Origin of the sequence: Methylocystis rosea, assembly GCF_003855495.1 — a bacterium.
Classification (GTDB): domain Bacteria; phylum Pseudomonadota; class Alphaproteobacteria; order Rhizobiales; family Beijerinckiaceae; genus Methylocystis; species Methylocystis rosea_A.
Genome location: NZ_CP034086.1, coordinates 2,061,752 through 2,076,796, shown reverse-complemented (window position 1 = coordinate 2,076,796; position 15,045 = coordinate 2,061,752). Strand labels below are relative to the sequence as shown.

General features: G+C 65.3%; 15 protein-coding genes. 10 read left to right on the top strand and 5 right to left on the bottom strand.

The window, feature by feature from the left end:
- Positions 1 to 65: 65 nt before the first annotated feature.
- A complete protein-coding gene (locus tag EHO51_RS10065) occupies positions 66 to 1,220 on the bottom strand; it encodes an AAA family ATPase (protein ID WP_124738777.1) in 1,155 nt (384 codons plus the stop codon).
- A 92-nt stretch (positions 1,221 to 1,312) separates the two neighbouring features.
- Between EHO51_RS10065 and ccmI the strand changes: the two genes are divergently transcribed.
- From ccmI to EHO51_RS10035, 6 genes are all read left to right on the top strand, one after another.
- Positions 1,313 to 2,428, top strand: coding sequence for a c-type cytochrome biogenesis protein CcmI (ccmI, locus tag EHO51_RS10060; protein WP_124738776.1), 1,116 nt, complete (start codon positions 1,313 to 1,315; stop codon positions 2,426 to 2,428).
- A gap of 57 nt (positions 2,429 to 2,485) precedes the next feature.
- On the top strand, positions 2,486 to 2,923 hold the full coding sequence (gene ccmE / locus EHO51_RS10055; RefSeq protein ID WP_018408982.1) for a cytochrome c maturation protein CcmE: 438 nt from the start codon (positions 2,486 to 2,488) through the stop codon (positions 2,921 to 2,923).
- A gap of 220 nt (positions 2,924 to 3,143) precedes the next feature.
- Entirely contained in the window at positions 3,144 to 5,111 is a 1,968-nt protein-coding gene (locus EHO51_RS10050) for a heme lyase CcmF/NrfE family subunit (protein WP_124738775.1), read from the top strand.
- Positions 5,112 to 5,263: 152 nt separating this feature from the next.
- Positions 5,264 to 5,758, top strand: coding sequence for a cytochrome c-type biogenesis protein (locus EHO51_RS10045; protein ID WP_124738774.1), 495 nt, complete (start codon positions 5,264 to 5,266; stop codon positions 5,756 to 5,758).
- Between the two features lie 94 nt (positions 5,759 to 5,852).
- Complete coding sequence (locus tag EHO51_RS10040; protein ID WP_124738773.1) at positions 5,853 to 6,104, top strand: zinc-finger domain-containing protein; 252 nt, start codon at positions 5,853 to 5,855, stop codon at positions 6,102 to 6,104.
- A gap of 10 nt (positions 6,105 to 6,114) precedes the next feature.
- Positions 6,115 to 7,299 (top strand): FAD-dependent monooxygenase, encoded by a 1,185-nt coding sequence (locus EHO51_RS10035; protein ID WP_124738772.1) that lies wholly within the window; start codon positions 6,115 to 6,117, stop codon positions 7,297 to 7,299.
- Here EHO51_RS10035 and EHO51_RS10030 read toward each other — a convergent pair.
- Positions 7,296 to 7,895, bottom strand: coding sequence for a TMEM175 family protein (locus EHO51_RS10030; protein WP_124738771.1), 600 nt, complete (start codon positions 7,893 to 7,895; stop codon positions 7,296 to 7,298). The two genes, EHO51_RS10035 and EHO51_RS10030, sit on opposite strands and share 4 nt — an antisense overlap.
- 461 nt (positions 7,896 to 8,356) lie before the next feature.
- Between EHO51_RS10030 and EHO51_RS10025 the strand changes: the two genes are divergently transcribed.
- Positions 8,357 to 8,980, top strand: coding sequence for a transglutaminase-like cysteine peptidase (locus EHO51_RS10025; RefSeq protein ID WP_124738770.1), 624 nt, complete (start codon positions 8,357 to 8,359; stop codon positions 8,978 to 8,980).
- Positions 8,981 to 8,986: 6 nt separating this feature from the next.
- On the opposite strand, the gene EHO51_RS10020 is transcribed toward EHO51_RS10025, so the two are convergent.
- Positions 8,987 to 9,517, bottom strand: coding sequence for a gamma carbonic anhydrase family protein (locus EHO51_RS10020; RefSeq protein WP_124738769.1), 531 nt, complete (start codon positions 9,515 to 9,517; stop codon positions 8,987 to 8,989).
- A gap of 213 nt (positions 9,518 to 9,730) precedes the next feature.
- On the opposite strand from EHO51_RS10020, the gene EHO51_RS10015 reads away from it, so the two are divergent.
- The 3 genes from EHO51_RS10015 (at position 9,731) to EHO51_RS10005 (ending at position 13,469) form a co-directional block, all read left to right on the top strand.
- Entirely contained in the window at positions 9,731 to 11,452 is a 1,722-nt protein-coding gene (locus EHO51_RS10015) for a heparinase II/III family protein (RefSeq protein ID WP_124738768.1), read from the top strand.
- A 25-nt stretch (positions 11,453 to 11,477) separates the two neighbouring features.
- Positions 11,478 to 13,070, top strand: a complete 1,593-nt coding sequence (gene purH / locus EHO51_RS10010; protein WP_124738767.1) for a bifunctional phosphoribosylaminoimidazolecarboxamide formyltransferase/IMP cyclohydrolase — start codon at positions 11,478 to 11,480, stop codon at positions 13,068 to 13,070.
- A gap of 69 nt (positions 13,071 to 13,139) precedes the next feature.
- Entirely contained in the window at positions 13,140 to 13,469 is a 330-nt protein-coding gene (locus EHO51_RS10005) for a cellulose-binding protein (RefSeq protein WP_124738766.1), read from the top strand.
- Between the two features lie 66 nt (positions 13,470 to 13,535).
- Here the strand turns inward: EHO51_RS10005 and EHO51_RS10000 are convergent, their stop codons facing one another.
- Together EHO51_RS10000 and prfA are read right to left on the bottom strand one after the other, a co-directional pair.
- Positions 13,536 to 13,799: a hypothetical protein gene (locus EHO51_RS10000; protein ID WP_124738765.1), complete on the bottom strand. Its 264-nt coding sequence runs from the start codon at positions 13,797 to 13,799 to the stop codon at positions 13,536 to 13,538.
- A gap of 122 nt (positions 13,800 to 13,921) precedes the next feature.
- Positions 13,922 to 14,992 carry a peptide chain release factor 1 gene (gene prfA, locus EHO51_RS09995; protein ID WP_124738764.1) on the bottom strand — a complete coding sequence of 357 codons (1,071 nt, stop codon included), beginning with the start codon at positions 14,990 to 14,992 and terminating at the stop codon, positions 13,922 to 13,924.
- Positions 14,993 to 15,045: the final 53 nt, after the last annotated feature.

The window sequence follows — 15,045 nt, the reverse complement described above, 5'->3', positions numbered from 1 at the left end:
CGGAGCATGAGGGTTCGCACGAGGATCCGGCGCAATTCCGATTAGGCGCGCCCGCCAGTCAAGCGTTACCGTGACGGCCAGCGCCATTTTGGCGACTCATGTTCGGGCGCGAGCGTCTCGCCCAGACGCTTCTCTAGCGCGATTTCGACGCAACAATCGTCCTTTCTCAGTTCCGAGACCAGTTGGGCCGAGTGCGACACGACGAACAGCTGCGTCTCGTTGGAGACCTTGCGCATCAGCCGCGCCAGCGCGCCGATGAGATTGGGATGGAGGCTCGCTTCAGGTTCGTTGAACACCATCAGCGCGGGCGGGCGCGGCGTCAGCAGCGCCGCGACGAGCAGCAGATAGCGCAGCGTGCCTTCCGAGAGTTCCGCGGCGCGTAGCGGCCGAAGCAAACCGTGCTGGCGCATCAGCGTCTCCACGTAACCGTCCGATGCCGAAATATCGATCGTGCTGGATGAAAAGGCGTCGTCGATCGTCTCTCCAAGGCCGTCGGCGTCGCCAACTTCCAAAATGGTTGCGAGCGCCGCCGCGAGGTCTGCGCCGTCATTCGAGAGCGCGGGGGTGAAGGTGCCGATCTGCGGGCGTCGCGCCGGCGCCTCGCGGTCGGCGCGCAAATTGTCATAGAAGCGCCAGCGCCGCACCGTCTCACGCAAGATTGAGAGGTCATAGGCTTCGCGCAGGTCGGCGCAGTGCGTCATCATGCTGTCGACGCCGGCGAGCGCCGCCGCGGCCTGCCGCCATTCGCCATTTTCCCCGCGAATGCGTGCGCTCGGTCCCCGTCGCTCGGCGAAAAGATTAGCATGGCCGAGATGTTCTCCGGTCCATTGCGCCTCGAGCTTGATCTGCGGATCGAGCGGGAAGGCCTCCGTCGCATTGGAAGTTGGGCCGAGGTCGATCGCATAACCATAGGTCTTCGAAGCGAAGCCGAGCTTCAGCGCCTTTCGCGACTGGCGCGCCAACGGCTCTATCGGAGTCTCGCCCGCTTTCATGGCCCGGGAGAATTTCTCTGGCCCGGCCCAAAGCGTCGAATTCAGTCCGCCCTCCCGGGCAAGGGATTGGACGATGCGTCCCTGCGCAACATCGGCGAGAAGGCGCAGCGCGCGATAAAGGCTGGACTTGCCGGCCCCGTTGGCGCCAGTCACGATGGTGAGACGCCCCGGCGCAAGGACCAGATCGCGGATGGATCGATAGCCTGAAATTGCGAGCCGCGTGATCACGGAGCCTCCCTTGGCGCGAATATCCGATGGACGGGCGTGCAGGGGCAATGGCCGCACTTCCAATAGGGAGCGCAAAGCCTTAAAGAGCGGGCATGATCTGGCTTATCTTCGCCTTGCTGACCGGCGCCGCGGTGATGGCGGTGCTGGCGCCGCTCGCCATGCGGAATGGGGCGCGGGATGAAAGCGCCGCAGACGTCGCCTTTTTCGAGGAGCAGATCGCCGAAATCGAGCGGGAACGCGCCGAAGGGCGTCTCGACGCGCCGGACGCTGACGCCGCGAAGACCGAGGCGGCGCGCCGACTGCTGCGCGCGGAAGCCGCGCCAAAGGCGAGGGTCGTCTCCTCGCGCAAACTCGCGCTCGCCGCGGCGCTCGCCGCCATCGTGGTCATCCCCGCCGTCGCGCTGACGCTTTATGCGCGGCTCGGCCATTCTGACATGCCGGATATGCCGCTGACGGCGCGGCTCGACTCCGCGCCGGACCGCAATGACCTCTCCGGCGCCGTCGCGCGCATCGAACAGCATTTGCGCGCGCATCCCGAAGACGGCCGCGGCTTCGAAGTCATCGCGCCATATTTGCTGCGCACGGGCCGCGGCGAAGACGCCGTCCACGCCTATTCCGAAGCGCTGCGACTTTTGGGCGCAACCGCGGCGCGACATGCGGCGCTCGGAGAAGCGCGCGTCGTCGTCGCTCAAGGCGTGGTGACGCCGCAAGCCAGGAAGGATTTCGAGGCGGCGCTCGCGCTCGACGCGGCGGCGCCAGAGGCGCAGTATTACCTCGGCGTGGCGGCTGCGCAGGCCGGCGAGAAGGACAAGGCCATCGCAATCTTTTCCAAGATGGCCGCTGACGCGCCGGCCGACGCCGCTTATCTGAAGGCGGTCAACGCCCAGCTCGCCATTCTGCGCGGCGAAGCAAGCGCGCCGGTCGTCGCGCGCGGGCCGTCGAGCGAGCAGGGCAAAGCGATTGCGGCGATGCCCGCCGATCAGCGTCAGGAGATGATCCGCGGCATGGTCGATCGTCTTGCCTCGCGGCTCGAGGCGAAGGGAGACGACGTCGAGGGATGGCTGAAGCTCATTCGCGCCTATAGCGTTCTCGCCGAGACGGAAAAGGCGAAGAAGGCCGTGACCGAGGCGCGCAAGGCGCTCGCCAGCAGGCAAGATGATGTCGCCCGCATCGAGGCGCTGGCGAAGGAGCTGAATATCGGAGGCTAGACGTTTCGCCTTTTTGCGAGAGCGGCCATATGTGGCCGCATGGGAGCGTTCTGAATAATGACGCGTAAGGGAAAGCGGCTGACGTTGATCGCCGGAGCAATGGCCGTTCTCGGCGTCGCCGCCGGGCTTATGCTGTTCGCGCTGCGCGACAATATCGTGTTCTTCTATACGCCCTCGGAGCTTGCGAAGAAGCAAACGGCCTCCGGCGCGCGGCTGCGCATCGGCGGTCTCGTGAAGGAAGGCACGGTGGTCAAGAATGGCCAGGATGTGCGCTTCACCGTCACCGACAAGACGAGCGATCTCACGGTGTCCTACACAGGCCTGTTGCCGGATCTCTTCCGCGAAGGGCAGGGCGTCGTCGTCGATGGCGTGCTGCAGCCCTCCGGCGGCTTTCGCGCCGACAGCGTGCTGGCCAAGCACGACGAACGCTACATGCCGCGCGACGTCGCCGACGCTTTGAAGAAGCAGGGCGTCTGGCAGGGAGAGACGAAGTGAGGGGCGGCTGCCGTGTTCATACCTCCCCCTTGCGGGGAGGTCGGTCGCCATCGCAGGCAAGTTTACGCAGCCTGCGTAAACTTGGCTGCGAAGCGACCGGGTGGGGGGCGATCTCACAGTCCCTCTACGAGATCACCCCACCCCGAACCGCGTCGCGGTTCGACCCTCCCCGTCAAGGGGAGGGATATGCGCCCTTTCTTGCGATCCTCGGAAGGTCCGCATGATCGTTGAAACCGGACATTACGCGCTTGTCCTCGCGCTCGCTCTGGCGCTGGCGCAATTCGCCATTCCCTTCATTGGCGCTCGGCTGAACGATGCTGCGCTGATGCGCGTCGCGCGTCCCGCGGCGATCACGCAATTCCTGTTCGTCGCGCTGTCATACGGCGCGCTGACATATGCGCATGTCGTTTCCGACTTTTCGCTCGTCAACGTCATCGAGAATTCCCATTCGCTGAAGCCCTTCATCTATAAAATCTCGGGCGTGTGGGGGAACCACGAAGGCTCGATGCTTCTGTGGGTGCTCGTTCTCTCGCTATGCGGCGCGCTGATCGCGGTTTTCTCCAGCGCAATGCCCGACCGGCTGCGCGCCGACGCGCTCGCCGTGCAGGGTCTGCTCGGCGCGGCGTTTCTTCTCTTCATTCTGCTCACCTCAAATCCGTTCGCGCGCGTTGCGCCGGCGCCGTGGGAGGGCCGCGACCTCAACCCGATCCTGCAGGACCCGGGCCTCGCGATCCATCCGCCGCTGCTCTATCTCGGCTATGTCGGCTTTTCGATCGTGTTCTCTTTCGCCGCCGCCGCGCTCATTGGCGGACGCATCGACGCCGGCTGGGCGCGCGTCATTCGCCCCTGGACTCTCTTCGCCTGGATCGCCCTGACGCTCGGCATCGCCATGGGGTCGTACTGGGCCTATTACACGCTCGGCTGGGGCGGCTTTTGGTTCTGGGACCCGGTCGAGAACGCGTCGCTGATGCCCTGGATCGCCGGCACGGCGCTCGTGCACAGCGCCGCCGTGATGGAAAAGCGTGAGGCGCTGAAGGTCTGGACGATCTTTCTCGCGATCCTCGCCTTCTCGCTCTCTCTGCTCGGCACCTTCCTCGTGCGCTCCGGCGTGCTGACGTCCGTGCACGCCTTCGCGAGCGATCCCGACCGCGGCGTGTTCATCCTCGCCATTCTCGTCTTCTTTATCGGCGGCGCGCTTGCGCTCTTTGCGCTGCGGGCCGGCGCGCTGCCCGTCGGCGGACTGTTTTCGCCGATCTCGCGGGAAGGCGCGCTCGTCCTCAACAATCTGCTGCTTTCGGCGTGCTGCGCCACCGTCGTCGTCGGGACGCTCTATCCGCTGGCGCTGGAAGCGATCACCGGCGAGAAAATTTCCGTCGGCGCGCCTTTCTTCAACACCGTGCTGATCCCGATCGCGCTGCCGCTCGCCTTGCTGATGCCGATCGGCCAGATGCTCTCCTGGAAGCGCGGCGATCTCGCCGCCGCCTTGCAGCGGCTGCGCGTCGCCTTCATTGTCGGCGTCGTCGCGACGGCCGCTTTCGGCGCCTGGTACGGGACGCCCTTCCTCTCGATCTCTGCCGCCGGAATCGCGATCTATCTCGTCGTCGGCGCCTTGAGCGATCTTGCGCTGCGCGTGCGGGGGAGTTCGGGGCGCGCGAGCCTGAAGCGGCTCGCCGGCCTGCCGCTTTCGGTCTTCGGCACGTCGATCGCTCACGCCGGCATGGGGCTGACGCTGCTTGGCCTCGCCGCCACCGGCTGGGGCGTCGAAACCATCGTGGCGATGAAGCCCGCGAGCTTCTATGACGTCGGTCCCTATCAGATCGGCATCGAATCCGTTTCCCCGCGCCAGGGACCGAATTATTCCGAAGTCTATGCGGTGATGGCGGTGCGCAAGGACGGCGCGACGCTCGCGACGATCGAACCGGCCAAGCGCTTCTATCAGGCGCGGCGCATGGCGCGCTCGGAGGCGGGCATCGTCACGCTCGGCCTTGGCCAGGTCTATGCGGCGATCGGCGAGTCGCATGAGGACGGCACGATCGACGCGCGGCTGTACTGGAAGCCGCTCGTGACGCTGATCTGGATCGGCGCGCTGATCATGGCCTTCGGCGGCGCGCTGTCGCTCGCCGACCGGCGTTTGCGCATCGGCGTCGCCCGCCGCGCCGCCGCGCCAGCCCTGGAGCCAGCTGAATGAGCGTCGATCTTTGCTTCGGCCAATCCCCCAAGCCCCTCACCTCACCTCTCCCCGTTTTCACGGGGAGAGGGGTCATCAGCGCATCGCGTATGCGATCGGCCTTGCGGCGCGGCGCCGACCGCCTCCTCTCCCCGCTCGCGGGGAGAGGTGAGGTGAGGGGCCGGGGGGTTTGCCTTCGACTCGCGGCGTTACTCTTCCTCCTTTTCCCCCTGACCGCCCACGCCGTCACGCCTGGCGAAAGGCTTGCCGATCCGGCGCTCGAAGCGCGGGCGCGGGCGATCACCACCGAGCTGCGCTGCCTCGTCTGCCAGAACCAGTCGATCGACGATTCCGACGCCTCGCTCGCCAAGGATTTGCGCGTTCTGGTGCGCGAGAAGCTCAAGGAGGGGATGAGCGACGCGCAGGTGCGCGAATTCGTCCATGCCCGTTATGGCGATTTCGTGCTGCTGCGCCCACCGATGAAGCCCGGCACGCTGCTGCTCTGGGCCGCGCCGCTGATCGCGCTGCTCGCGGGCGCCGCCGCCATCTGGATGGCGGCGCGGCGACGGGCAGGCGTCCCCGCCACGCCCGCCAAGGCGCTCAGCGAAGAAGAGCGCGCGCGACTGAAAACTCTGGGCGTTTCGCACTTGGAAACGCCCAAGAGCTAACCCCCCAAGAGCTATACCCCTATCCAACGCACTCCCACTGGACTATAGGGGCGGGATAGTTCCCGCCGCCCCGGCGCCTCTCAAGGAGCGGATCATGGCCCAGCATTACACGCCCCATTTCCACAATCAGCCCGGCGTCGCGCAGATCAGGATTGGCGCGAAGGAATTCATGTGCATCGGCGCGCTCCCGCCTTTCGACCATCCGCATGTCTATCTCGACATGGGCGCGGGCTCGGAGGCGATCTGCCCCTATTGCTCGACGCATTATGTCTACGACGCGACGCTGCGCGGCGGCGCCGACCCGGCCGAATGCGTCTATCGCATCTCTGAAGACACCGCCGCCTGACAGTTCGCGGGTGAACGCGCCGATCGTCATCGCCGGCGCGGGCATTGGCGGCCTCGCCGCGGCCCTGTCGCTGGCGCGCGCCGGCAAGCGCACGCTGGTGCTCGAGCGCGCTGCTCGGATCGACGAGGTCGGCGCAGGATTGCAGATCGCGCCGAACGCCGGCCGCATCCTCGCCAAGCTCGGGCTTGAGCCGGCGCTCACCGCCGTCGCTTTGGAGCCCGAGGCCATCAATATCCGCCGCGGGCGGGACGGCGCCGTTCTAGCGCGCCTTGATCTTTCCGCCGCAAGGACCCGCTGGGGCGCGCCGTTCCGGCTTTTCCACCGCGCCGATTTGCAGGGCGCGTTGCTGCAGGCGGCGCTGGACAATCCGCAGATTCATGTCCGCGCCGGCGCCCGCGTCGGCGATTTCGAAGCGACCGCCCGAGGCGTTCGCCTTCGCGTGCACACCCAGGACGGCGTCGAGGAAATCGAGGCGGCGGGCCTGATCGGCGCCGATGGCGTGCGCTCGAGCGTGCGCGGCCATCTCGTCCCGTCCGAGCGCGACGCGCCCGCCTATTCCGGATGCGTCGCCTGGCGCGCGACGCTGCCCGCCGAGAGCGTTCCGGCGGCGTTGCGCGCGCGCGAGTCCAATCTCTGGCTGCTGCCGGGCGCCCATGTCGTGCACTATCCGCTGCGCGACGCGTCAATAATCAACGCCGTCGTCATCATCGAAGAGCCGCCGCAGGCCGAGGACGCCGCGTCAAGCCTGTCTCTTGACGGGGCGGCGCTCGCGCGCCGACTCGCGCCGCGTAAAATCGCGGTAGAACTGCGCGACTTGATCGAAGCCGGCGCCTCCTGGCGCCACTGGCCTTTGTTCACGCGGCCGGCGCTGGAACACTGGACGCAGGGACCGGTGACGCTCCTCGGCGACGCGGCGCATCCGATGGTTCCCTTTCTGGCGCAGGGCGCGGCGCAGGCGATCGAAGACGCTGACGCCTTGGGGGACGCCTTCATGCGATTGGGCGCGACGGTGGAAACGGCCTTCGCCGCCTATGAGGACGCGAGGCTTCCCCGCGCCGAGCGGGTCGTGCGCGTCTCCCGTCGCCAGGGCGGCTATTTCCATATGCGCGGGCTCCCCGCCGCGGCGCGCAATCTTGCGATCCGCGCGCTCGGCGGCGGCGGCATGCTGGCGCGCAACGCCTGGCTTTACCGTTAGCGCTCGCGTTCGCTTCGTCGCTTGTCGGTAAGAACGCGCTCAATTCTCGGATCGGGCGCAAACCACATTAGCGCGACGAACACGTAAATCGCCAGCGAGAGTCGCGGATCGATGAACGTCAGCCCGATCGCGAGCAGATAAAGCAGCACCGAAATTTTGCCTTTGACGTCGACGCCGAGCGCGCGCGCGAGCGTCGACTCGGGTCCGTGCGTCTTCAGAAGCATTCGGCTGAGGATGAAATAGGCGATGGCCGGCGCCAGCAGCGCTGCGCCATAGACCGCGACCGTCGCGCGAGCAAAATGGTTCTCCGCCATCCATGCGCTGGCGAAGGGAATGAGAGACAGCCAGAACAGCAAATGGACGTTAGCCCACAGCACCCGACCTGTCACATGCGACGACGCCTGCAGCAGATGATGATGGTTGTTCCAGTAGATGGCGATATAGGCGAAGCTCAAAACATAGCTGAAAAACACCGGCGCGAGCTGCGCGAGCGCCGCGAAGCTCGCCTCATGCGGCGGCTTCAACTCGAGCACCATGATCGTGATGATGATCGCGATGACGCCGTCGCTGAAGGCTTCGAGCCGCTGCTTCTCCATGATCCGCTCCAAGGCCGATTGTTCTTTACGACGCTATATGCATTCGCGAGGAATGCGCTCGCCGCTTCCTGCTCGCGCCAACTCGGCGTCAGCGGTCTCGCAACGTAAACCTCTGTGACGAATTTGCGCTTCCACCAAGGCGCGCCGTCACACTCGCTAAAAAAATTTGCGCGCTGAACGGGCGCGTTAACCGCCAGAATGGTCGCATATTAACCGGCCTTCCTCGAAGCTTTAGTGTGGGTGGCCGGAAGGGCCGGAAACGAGACGCCGGGCGGGAAAAAACTTGATGCAGTTCAGCGTGATAGGAGATCGCATCAAATTTTATGCATTCTCATAAGACGAAATTATACTTACCGACGATGCAGCAAAATCTAAACGCGTTCGCGTAAAATGCGGCTGAAATACTTTCATCGACAGCAAAACAAGAAAACTAACCTCGCCTCATGTCACGGAGGCGGGTTATGTTGGGCATCGTTAGCAAGGCGGTTGTGGCTCTCGGGATGGCGGGCGCGGCGCTTATCGCCGTCAATGCAAAAAGTTTCGCCGGACCCGAAACCGCGAGTTTCGCCACGCTTGGCGCCGAAACAAGCGTGCCCTACGGCTGGGTGGACTTCTGCCAGCGCTACCGGGGCGAATGCCAGAACGAGGAAGCCGCGCCGCAGGAGGTCGAACTCACCGCGGCCGTCTATCGCAAGATCGCGCGCATCAACGCCTGGGTGAATGAGAACATTGACCCGATCGCCGACGCCGATCACTGGGGCGCGGTCGATCAGTGGGATTATCCCAGCGACGGGAAGGGCGACTGCGAGGATTTCGCGCTTCTAAAGCGCCGCATGCTGATCGAGGAAGGCTTTCCCCGGCAGGCGCTGCTGCTCACCGTGGTGAAGGAGAAGAACGGCGACGGCCATTCGGTCTTGACGGTCAAGACCAACCGCGGCGAATTCGTGCTCGACAATCTTTCCAACGAGATGCGGCCCTGGACGCGCGCTCCCTACCGCTTCGTCAAGCGGCAGTCGCAGCAAAATCAGAACGCCTGGGTGGCGATTGCCCCCGCGACCAGCGCCCCGCTGTATGTGTCGCGGTAAGGGAGTTCAGCCGATCAGCGTCAGCCCGCTCGCGTAGCGTTGGCCGTTCTCGACATAATGTTTCGCCGAGTCGAGATGGCGCTCGCGCGCCGCTTCGTCGAGCGTGCGGATCGCCTTGGCGGGCGAGCCGACGATCAGCGAATAGTCGGGAAATTCCTTGCCCTCGGTGACCAGCGCATTGGCGCCGACGAGGCAGTTCGCGCCGATCTTCGCCCCGTTGAGGATTGTCGCCCCCATGCCGATCAACGTCGCTTCGCCGATGATGCAGCTATGCAGAATGACGCCATGGCCGATCGTGCAGTCCGGCCCGATGACGAGCGGGAAGCCCATGTCGGTGTGGAGAATGCTGTTTTCCTGAATATTGGTGCGGGCGCCGACGGTGATCCACTCATTGTCGCCGCGCAGCACGCAGCCGAACCAGACATTGGCGTCTTCCTCCAGCGCCACGCGGCCGATGATTCGCGCGCCCGGAGCCACGAAGAACCGGCCGGGAGCCGGAAGGCGCGGCGCGATTCCGTCGATCGTGTAAAGCGGCATGGGCGAAGCCTCCTAAAAAAGAGGCGCGACATTGGCATTTTCCCCCTTTCGCATGCAATGGCGCAGCGCCGAAGCCGGCGCGATCTCATTCGGAAGTCACGGAAATTTGGACTATAAGCGGACGGCGGGGTTTGATATTGCCGGCTGGCGCGCCGCCGGTGGCAGATCTATCGCGCGAGAGCCGCTGTCGGAGGACGCCCACTGAGCGCCATCATGTTGCGGGATAGGGTTCGGCTGGCGAGCGTTTCCGCGGCGCGGGCGGCGGGCGCCTTCGCGCGAGGCGCCGCCGCGCCCTATCACCTCATGAAGTCGATGGCGATCGCGCCGCCGGAGCGGCTGCGCATCGCGCCTCCCGACATCAGAACCACCGATTCGACCGTCGCGGACCAGATTTACGCCGGCTATTTCTCCTTCGAGGGGAAAACCGTGCAGGCGCGGGGCGTATCGCCTTTTCTGGTCGCGCCGCCTTCCGAATGCTGGCGGCGCTCGCTTGCAGGCTTTTCCTGGCTGCGGCATTTACAGGCCTCGGACAGCAGAGTGGCGCTGGCCACGGCGCAGGAGCTCGTAGCGGATTTTCTTTCGCTTCCGAAAATTCCGGCCGACGATCCGGCGATGGAGCCTGCCGTCGTCGCGCGGCGCCTTCTGTCTTTCCTGTCGCAATCGCCGACGCTCCTCGACGGCGCCGACGCCGATTTTTATGACGCCTTCATGCTGGCGCTCGCGCGCAACGCCCGGCTGTTGTGGCGGGCGCTGGCCGGCGATGGGGCGCGCGGCGCCGATCGCGCCTTCTGCGCCATCGCGCTTGCCGAATTCGCCGTTTGCGCGGACACCGGCCGCAAGATCGCCCCGCATGTGTCGCGCGCGCTCAGCGCGGAGCTCGACCGCCAGATCCTCATCGACGGCGGCCATGTCAGCCGCAATCCGCAGGTGGCGGTCGACCTGCTGCTCGATTTGTTGCCGCTGCGGCAGGTGATTGCGGCGCGCGGCCTGCAAACGCCGTCCGCCGTCCTGCGCGCCATCGACCGGATGATGCCGATGCTGCGGATGCTGCAGCATGGCGACGGCTCGCTGGCGCTGTTCAACGGCATGGGCGCGACGGCGCTGGACCGGCTGGCGAGCGCGCTCGCCCATGAGGACACGCGCGGCGCGCCGCCCGTCAACGCCCCATACGCCGGCTATCAGCGCATGGAGGCCGGCGACGCGCTCGTCCTCGTCGATGCCGGGGGGCCGCCGCCTTTCGAATTTTCCCTCTCGGCCCACGCCGGCTGCCTGTCTTTCGAATATTCGCTGGGAATCGAGCGGGTCGTCGTCAATTGCGGCGCTCCCTCGGCGCCGCATCTCGACGCCCGTGAACTGGCGCGCGCCACCGCCGCGCATTCGACGCTCATCGTCGGCGATCGCTCCAGCGCCCGCATCGCGCCGCAGAGCGCGCCGCGCCGGCGCGCCGGGCGCGTTCTCGGCGGCCCGCGGAACACGGCGGTCGAGCGCCGCCGTCTCGACGGCGAGACGTCGCTCATTTTGTCGCATGACGGCTATGTGCGCGATTTCGGCCTCGTCCATCAGCGCGAACTGACCCTTCCGGCCGATGGCGCCGCGCTCCTGGGCGTCGATCGGCTCATCGGCGCGGAGCGTGGCGGAAGACATGCGCAAGCGAGCGATTTCGCCCTGCGCTTTCACATTCATCCGCGCGTGCGCATCGCGCCGAACGCCGACGGCGCAATCGAACTCACGCTCGCCGACGGCGAAATTCTCATCTTTGAATCGCAAGACCTGACGCCCGAAATCGAAGACAGTATTTTCTTCGCCGCGCCCGGCGGCGCGCGCAAATGCGCGCAAATCATTGTGCGAGGCGCGGCGGCTCCTGGCGCCGAGATCGCTTGGAGCTTCCGGCGGCGCGCAGGCGCGCAGGTTCCTCCCGGCGGCAAGGTATGTTAAGCGCGGCGCCAGTTAGGAGTATGCGATGCCCGTCGATTTGCGCCACGTGTCGCGCGCGCTGATTTCCGTTTCCGACAAAACAGGCCTTGTCGAGTTCGCGCGCGTTCTGGCGACGCATGGCGTGGAGCTTGTCTCCACCGGCGGCACGCGCAAAGCGCTCGCGGAGGCGGGTCTCGCGGTTCGCGACGTGGCCGATCTCACGCAGTTTCCGGAGATGATGGACGGAAGGCTGAAGACTCTGCATCCCAAGGTGCATGGCGGCCTTCTGGCGATCCGCGAGAATCCCGAACATGAAGCGGCGATGCTCGCGCATGACATCCGGCCGATCGACCTGCTCGTCGTCAATCTCTACCCCTTCGAGGCGGCGCTTGCGAAAGGCGCGCCGTTCGAAGAATGCGTCGAAAACATTGATATCGGCGGGCCGGCGATGATCCGCGCCGCGTCGAAGAATCACGACGACGTCGCTGTCGTCGTCGATCCCGATGATTACGCCGCGCTCATCGAGGAACTCGCGGCGATGAATGGCGCAACGCGGCTCGCGACGCGCAGGCGGCTCGCGCAGAAGGCGTTCGCGCGCACCGCCGCCTATGACGCCGCGATCTCCAACTGGCTCGCGCAGCAGATCGGCGAAGCCTCGCCGCCGCTACGCGCCTTCGGCGGACGACTCGCCGAGCCGATGCGCTATGGCGAAAACCCGCATCAATCCGCTGGCTTCTATCTTTCCGGCGAGAAGCGGCCGGGCGTCGCCACGGCGCGCCAGATTCAGGGCAAGCAGCTTTCGTACAACAACGTCAATGATACCGACGCAGCCTTCGAATGCGTGGCGGAATTCGATCCGGCGCGGACCGCGGCCGTCGTCATTGTCAAACACGCCAATCCTTGCGGCGTCGCCGAAGGCGCGACTCTTGTCGAAGCCTACGCCAAGGCGCTGCGTTGCGATCCGGTGTCCGCCTTCGGCGGCATCGTCGCGCTTAATCGCAAGCTTGACGCCGACGCGGCGCGCGAGATCGTCAAGATTTTCACCGAGGTGATCATTGCGCCAGACGCCGACGAAGAGTCGATTTCGATCCTCGGGGCCAAGAAGAACCTGCGTTTGCTGTTGACCGGCGGCGTTCCAGATGCGCGCGCGGCTGGCTTGACCTATCGCTCGGTTTCAGGCGGCTTTCTTGCGCAATCGCGCGACAGCGCCGTCGTCGATGAGATGAATCTGCAGGTTGTGACGAAGCGCCAGCCGACGGCCGAGGAGCTGGCGGATCTCAAATTCGCTTTCCGCGTCGTGAAGCACGTCAAGTCGAACGCTATCGTCTACGCGAAGGGCGCCGCCACGGTGGGAATCGGCGCTGGGCAAATGTCGCGCGTCGACTCATCGCGCACCGCCGCGCATAAGGCGCAGGAGGCCGCGCGCGCGGCGGGGCTAACGACAAGTCTCGCGCAAGGGGCCGTCGTCGCTTCCGACGCTTTCTTTCCCTTTGCGGACGGACTATTGGCGGCGGCTGAGGCAGGCGTGACGGCCGTCATCCAGCCGGGCGGCTCCATGAATGATAAGGACGTGATCGCCGCGGCGGACGCACAGGGTCTCGCCATGGTTTTCACTGGCGTGCGCCACTTCCGACACTAGCGATCGACACTAGCCATGCGCCGGGCGATCCAGCTAGAGTGGCGCTTGACGCGAAATGGAGTTCAAAAAATGCGTAAGTCTTTGAAACTGGCGTTGGGTCTCGCGTTGGTTTGCGCGCTTGCTTCGAGCGACGCCCTGGCGAAATCGAAACAACGCGCGCCTGTCGCGACGGGTCAGGTCACCGCGACGCAGGGCGATGATTTTGCGATTCCTCTGCCGCATAATCTGACGACCGGCAAAGACTGGCTCGACGACGGCGCGGCGCCGGACGCGGCGAAGGGAAATCTGCAGCCCAATCGTTACGCCAATGACAATTACTTCCTGGAGCAGCAGGATTTCTCGCTGCAAGATCCGCAGCGCTACAATGAAATCGGTCAGTATTTCGATTACGGCTGGTGAGCGGCGCCTCAAAATGAAAAGGCCGGCGTGGGCCGGCCCCTTCCTGACGACGGGATCTTGGCCGCATCAGCACGTCGGCACGGCGCGGTAGCCGATGACATAGCCATAGCGGCTATAGATCGGCTCGCGAACGTAACCGCAATCCGGCTCGCTCGCGGCGGCCGCCGCCACTGCGCCTAACGCGAGCGCGCCGCCCACGGCGAAAGGCGCCCAGCCATAGCCGTGATGGTGCCACTTGGACCACGCGAATGCCGGCGTGGCGCTCCCGACCGCCCCCAACATGACGCTGGCGGCGAGACTCGTAGAGACAATCTTTTTCAACGTAGACATGAGGTTCTCCTCGGCGTTCTCACTCGTCATTTGGCGAGTAGCCGCACTCTAGCGAGGGCCTCTAACGATGTTCGTGCGTCGGCGCACAGGACGCATGCGCACGTCATTTCGTCGGCGCGCGTCTACGCCTCGCTTTGCGAGAGGAGTTTTTGCTGATGATCGGTCGTCAGCGCGTCGAAGATCTCGTCGAACTCGCCTTCCATCACGCGGTCGAGCTTGTAGAGCGTGAGATTGATGCGGTGATCGGTGACGCGTCCCTGCGGAAAATTATAGGTGCGGATTCGCTCGGAGCGATCGCCTGAGCCGACCTGCTGCTTGCGATCCTCCGAACGTTCATTGTCGAGGCGCTGTCGTTCGGCGTCATAGAGACGCGAGCGAAGAACGTTCATCGCCTTGGCTCTGTTGCGATGTTGAGAGCGCTCCTCCTGCATCATCACCACGATGCCCGATGGAATATGCGTGATGCGGATGGCCGACTCGGTCTTGTTGACGTGCTGGCCGCCGGCGCCTTGCGCGCGCATCGTATCGATCTGCAAATCCTTCTCGTCGATGTCGACGTCGACGTCCTCGGCCTGCGGCAGCACGGCGACTGTCGCGGCCGACGTGTGGATGCGACCCTGCGTCTCGGTCGCCGGCACGCGCTGGACGCGATGCACGCCCGACTCGAATTTCAGCCGGCCATAGACGCCGCGACCGATGATCTCGGCGACGATTTCCTTGAATCCGCCAAGCGGGCCGGGGCTTTCGGACACGATCTCCATGCGCCAGCCCTTGAGCGCCGCATATCTTTGATAGGCGTGGAAGAGATCGCCGGCGAACAGCGCCGCTTCATCGCCGCCCGTGCCGGCGCGCACTTCGAGAATGACGCCTTTCTCGTCTGCTTCGTCCTTCGGCAGAAGCGCCAGTTTCAGCGCGCTTTCCGCCGCAGCGAGTCGTTCGTGCGCGGCCGCCGTCTCACTTTCGGCCAGCACGCGCATTTCGGCGTCGAGCGAGGCGTCAGCGAGCATGGCGGAAAGATCGTCGGATTCCTTCTGCGCCGCGCGATAGACGCGAATCCTGTCGACGACCGCGTCGAGCGTCGCGCGTTCGCGCGAGAGCGCGACGAACGCCTGCCCGTCGGCGCCGGCCGCGAGCTTGTCGCCGATCTCGTCGTAGCGGCGCAAAATGAGGTCGAGCTTGTCTTGAGCGAACATGGGGGAGGGGCTTCCCGAGCAATGGTGAGGGCGACGGCGTGAAGAAAGGGGGG

Excerpts from the sequence above, each read along its gene's own strand:
- ccmI (WP_124738776.1), top strand. The coding sequence starts at position 1,313 with ATGATCTGGCTTATCTTCGCCTTGCTGACCGGCGCCGCGGTGATGGCG.
- ccmE (WP_018408982.1), top strand. The coding sequence starts at position 2,486 with ATGACGCGTAAGGGAAAGCGGCTGACGTTGATCGCCGGAGCAATGGCC.
- EHO51_RS10050 (WP_124738775.1), top strand. The coding sequence starts at position 3,144 with ATGATCGTTGAAACCGGACATTACGCGCTTGTCCTCGCGCTCGCTCTG.
- EHO51_RS10040 (WP_124738773.1), top strand. The coding sequence starts at position 5,853 with ATGGCCCAGCATTACACGCCCCATTTCCACAATCAGCCCGGCGTCGCG.
- EHO51_RS10030 (WP_124738771.1), bottom strand. The coding sequence starts at position 7,895 with ATGGAGAAGCAGCGGCTCGAAGCCTTCAGCGACGGCGTCATCGCGATC.
- EHO51_RS10025 (WP_124738770.1), top strand. The coding sequence starts at position 8,357 with ATGTTGGGCATCGTTAGCAAGGCGGTTGTGGCTCTCGGGATGGCGGGC.
- EHO51_RS10020 (WP_124738769.1), bottom strand. The coding sequence starts at position 9,517 with ATGCCGCTTTACACGATCGACGGAATCGCGCCGCGCCTTCCGGCTCCC.
- EHO51_RS10015 (WP_124738768.1), top strand. The coding sequence starts at position 9,731 with ATGTTGCGGGATAGGGTTCGGCTGGCGAGCGTTTCCGCGGCGCGGGCG.
- purH (WP_124738767.1), top strand. The coding sequence starts at position 11,478 with ATGCCCGTCGATTTGCGCCACGTGTCGCGCGCGCTGATTTCCGTTTCC.
- EHO51_RS10005 (WP_124738766.1), top strand. The coding sequence starts at position 13,140 with ATGCGTAAGTCTTTGAAACTGGCGTTGGGTCTCGCGTTGGTTTGCGCG.
- EHO51_RS10000 (WP_124738765.1), bottom strand. The coding sequence starts at position 13,799 with ATGTCTACGTTGAAAAAGATTGTCTCTACGAGTCTCGCCGCCAGCGTC.
- prfA (WP_124738764.1), bottom strand. The coding sequence starts at position 14,992 with ATGTTCGCTCAAGACAAGCTCGACCTCATTTTGCGCCGCTACGACGAG.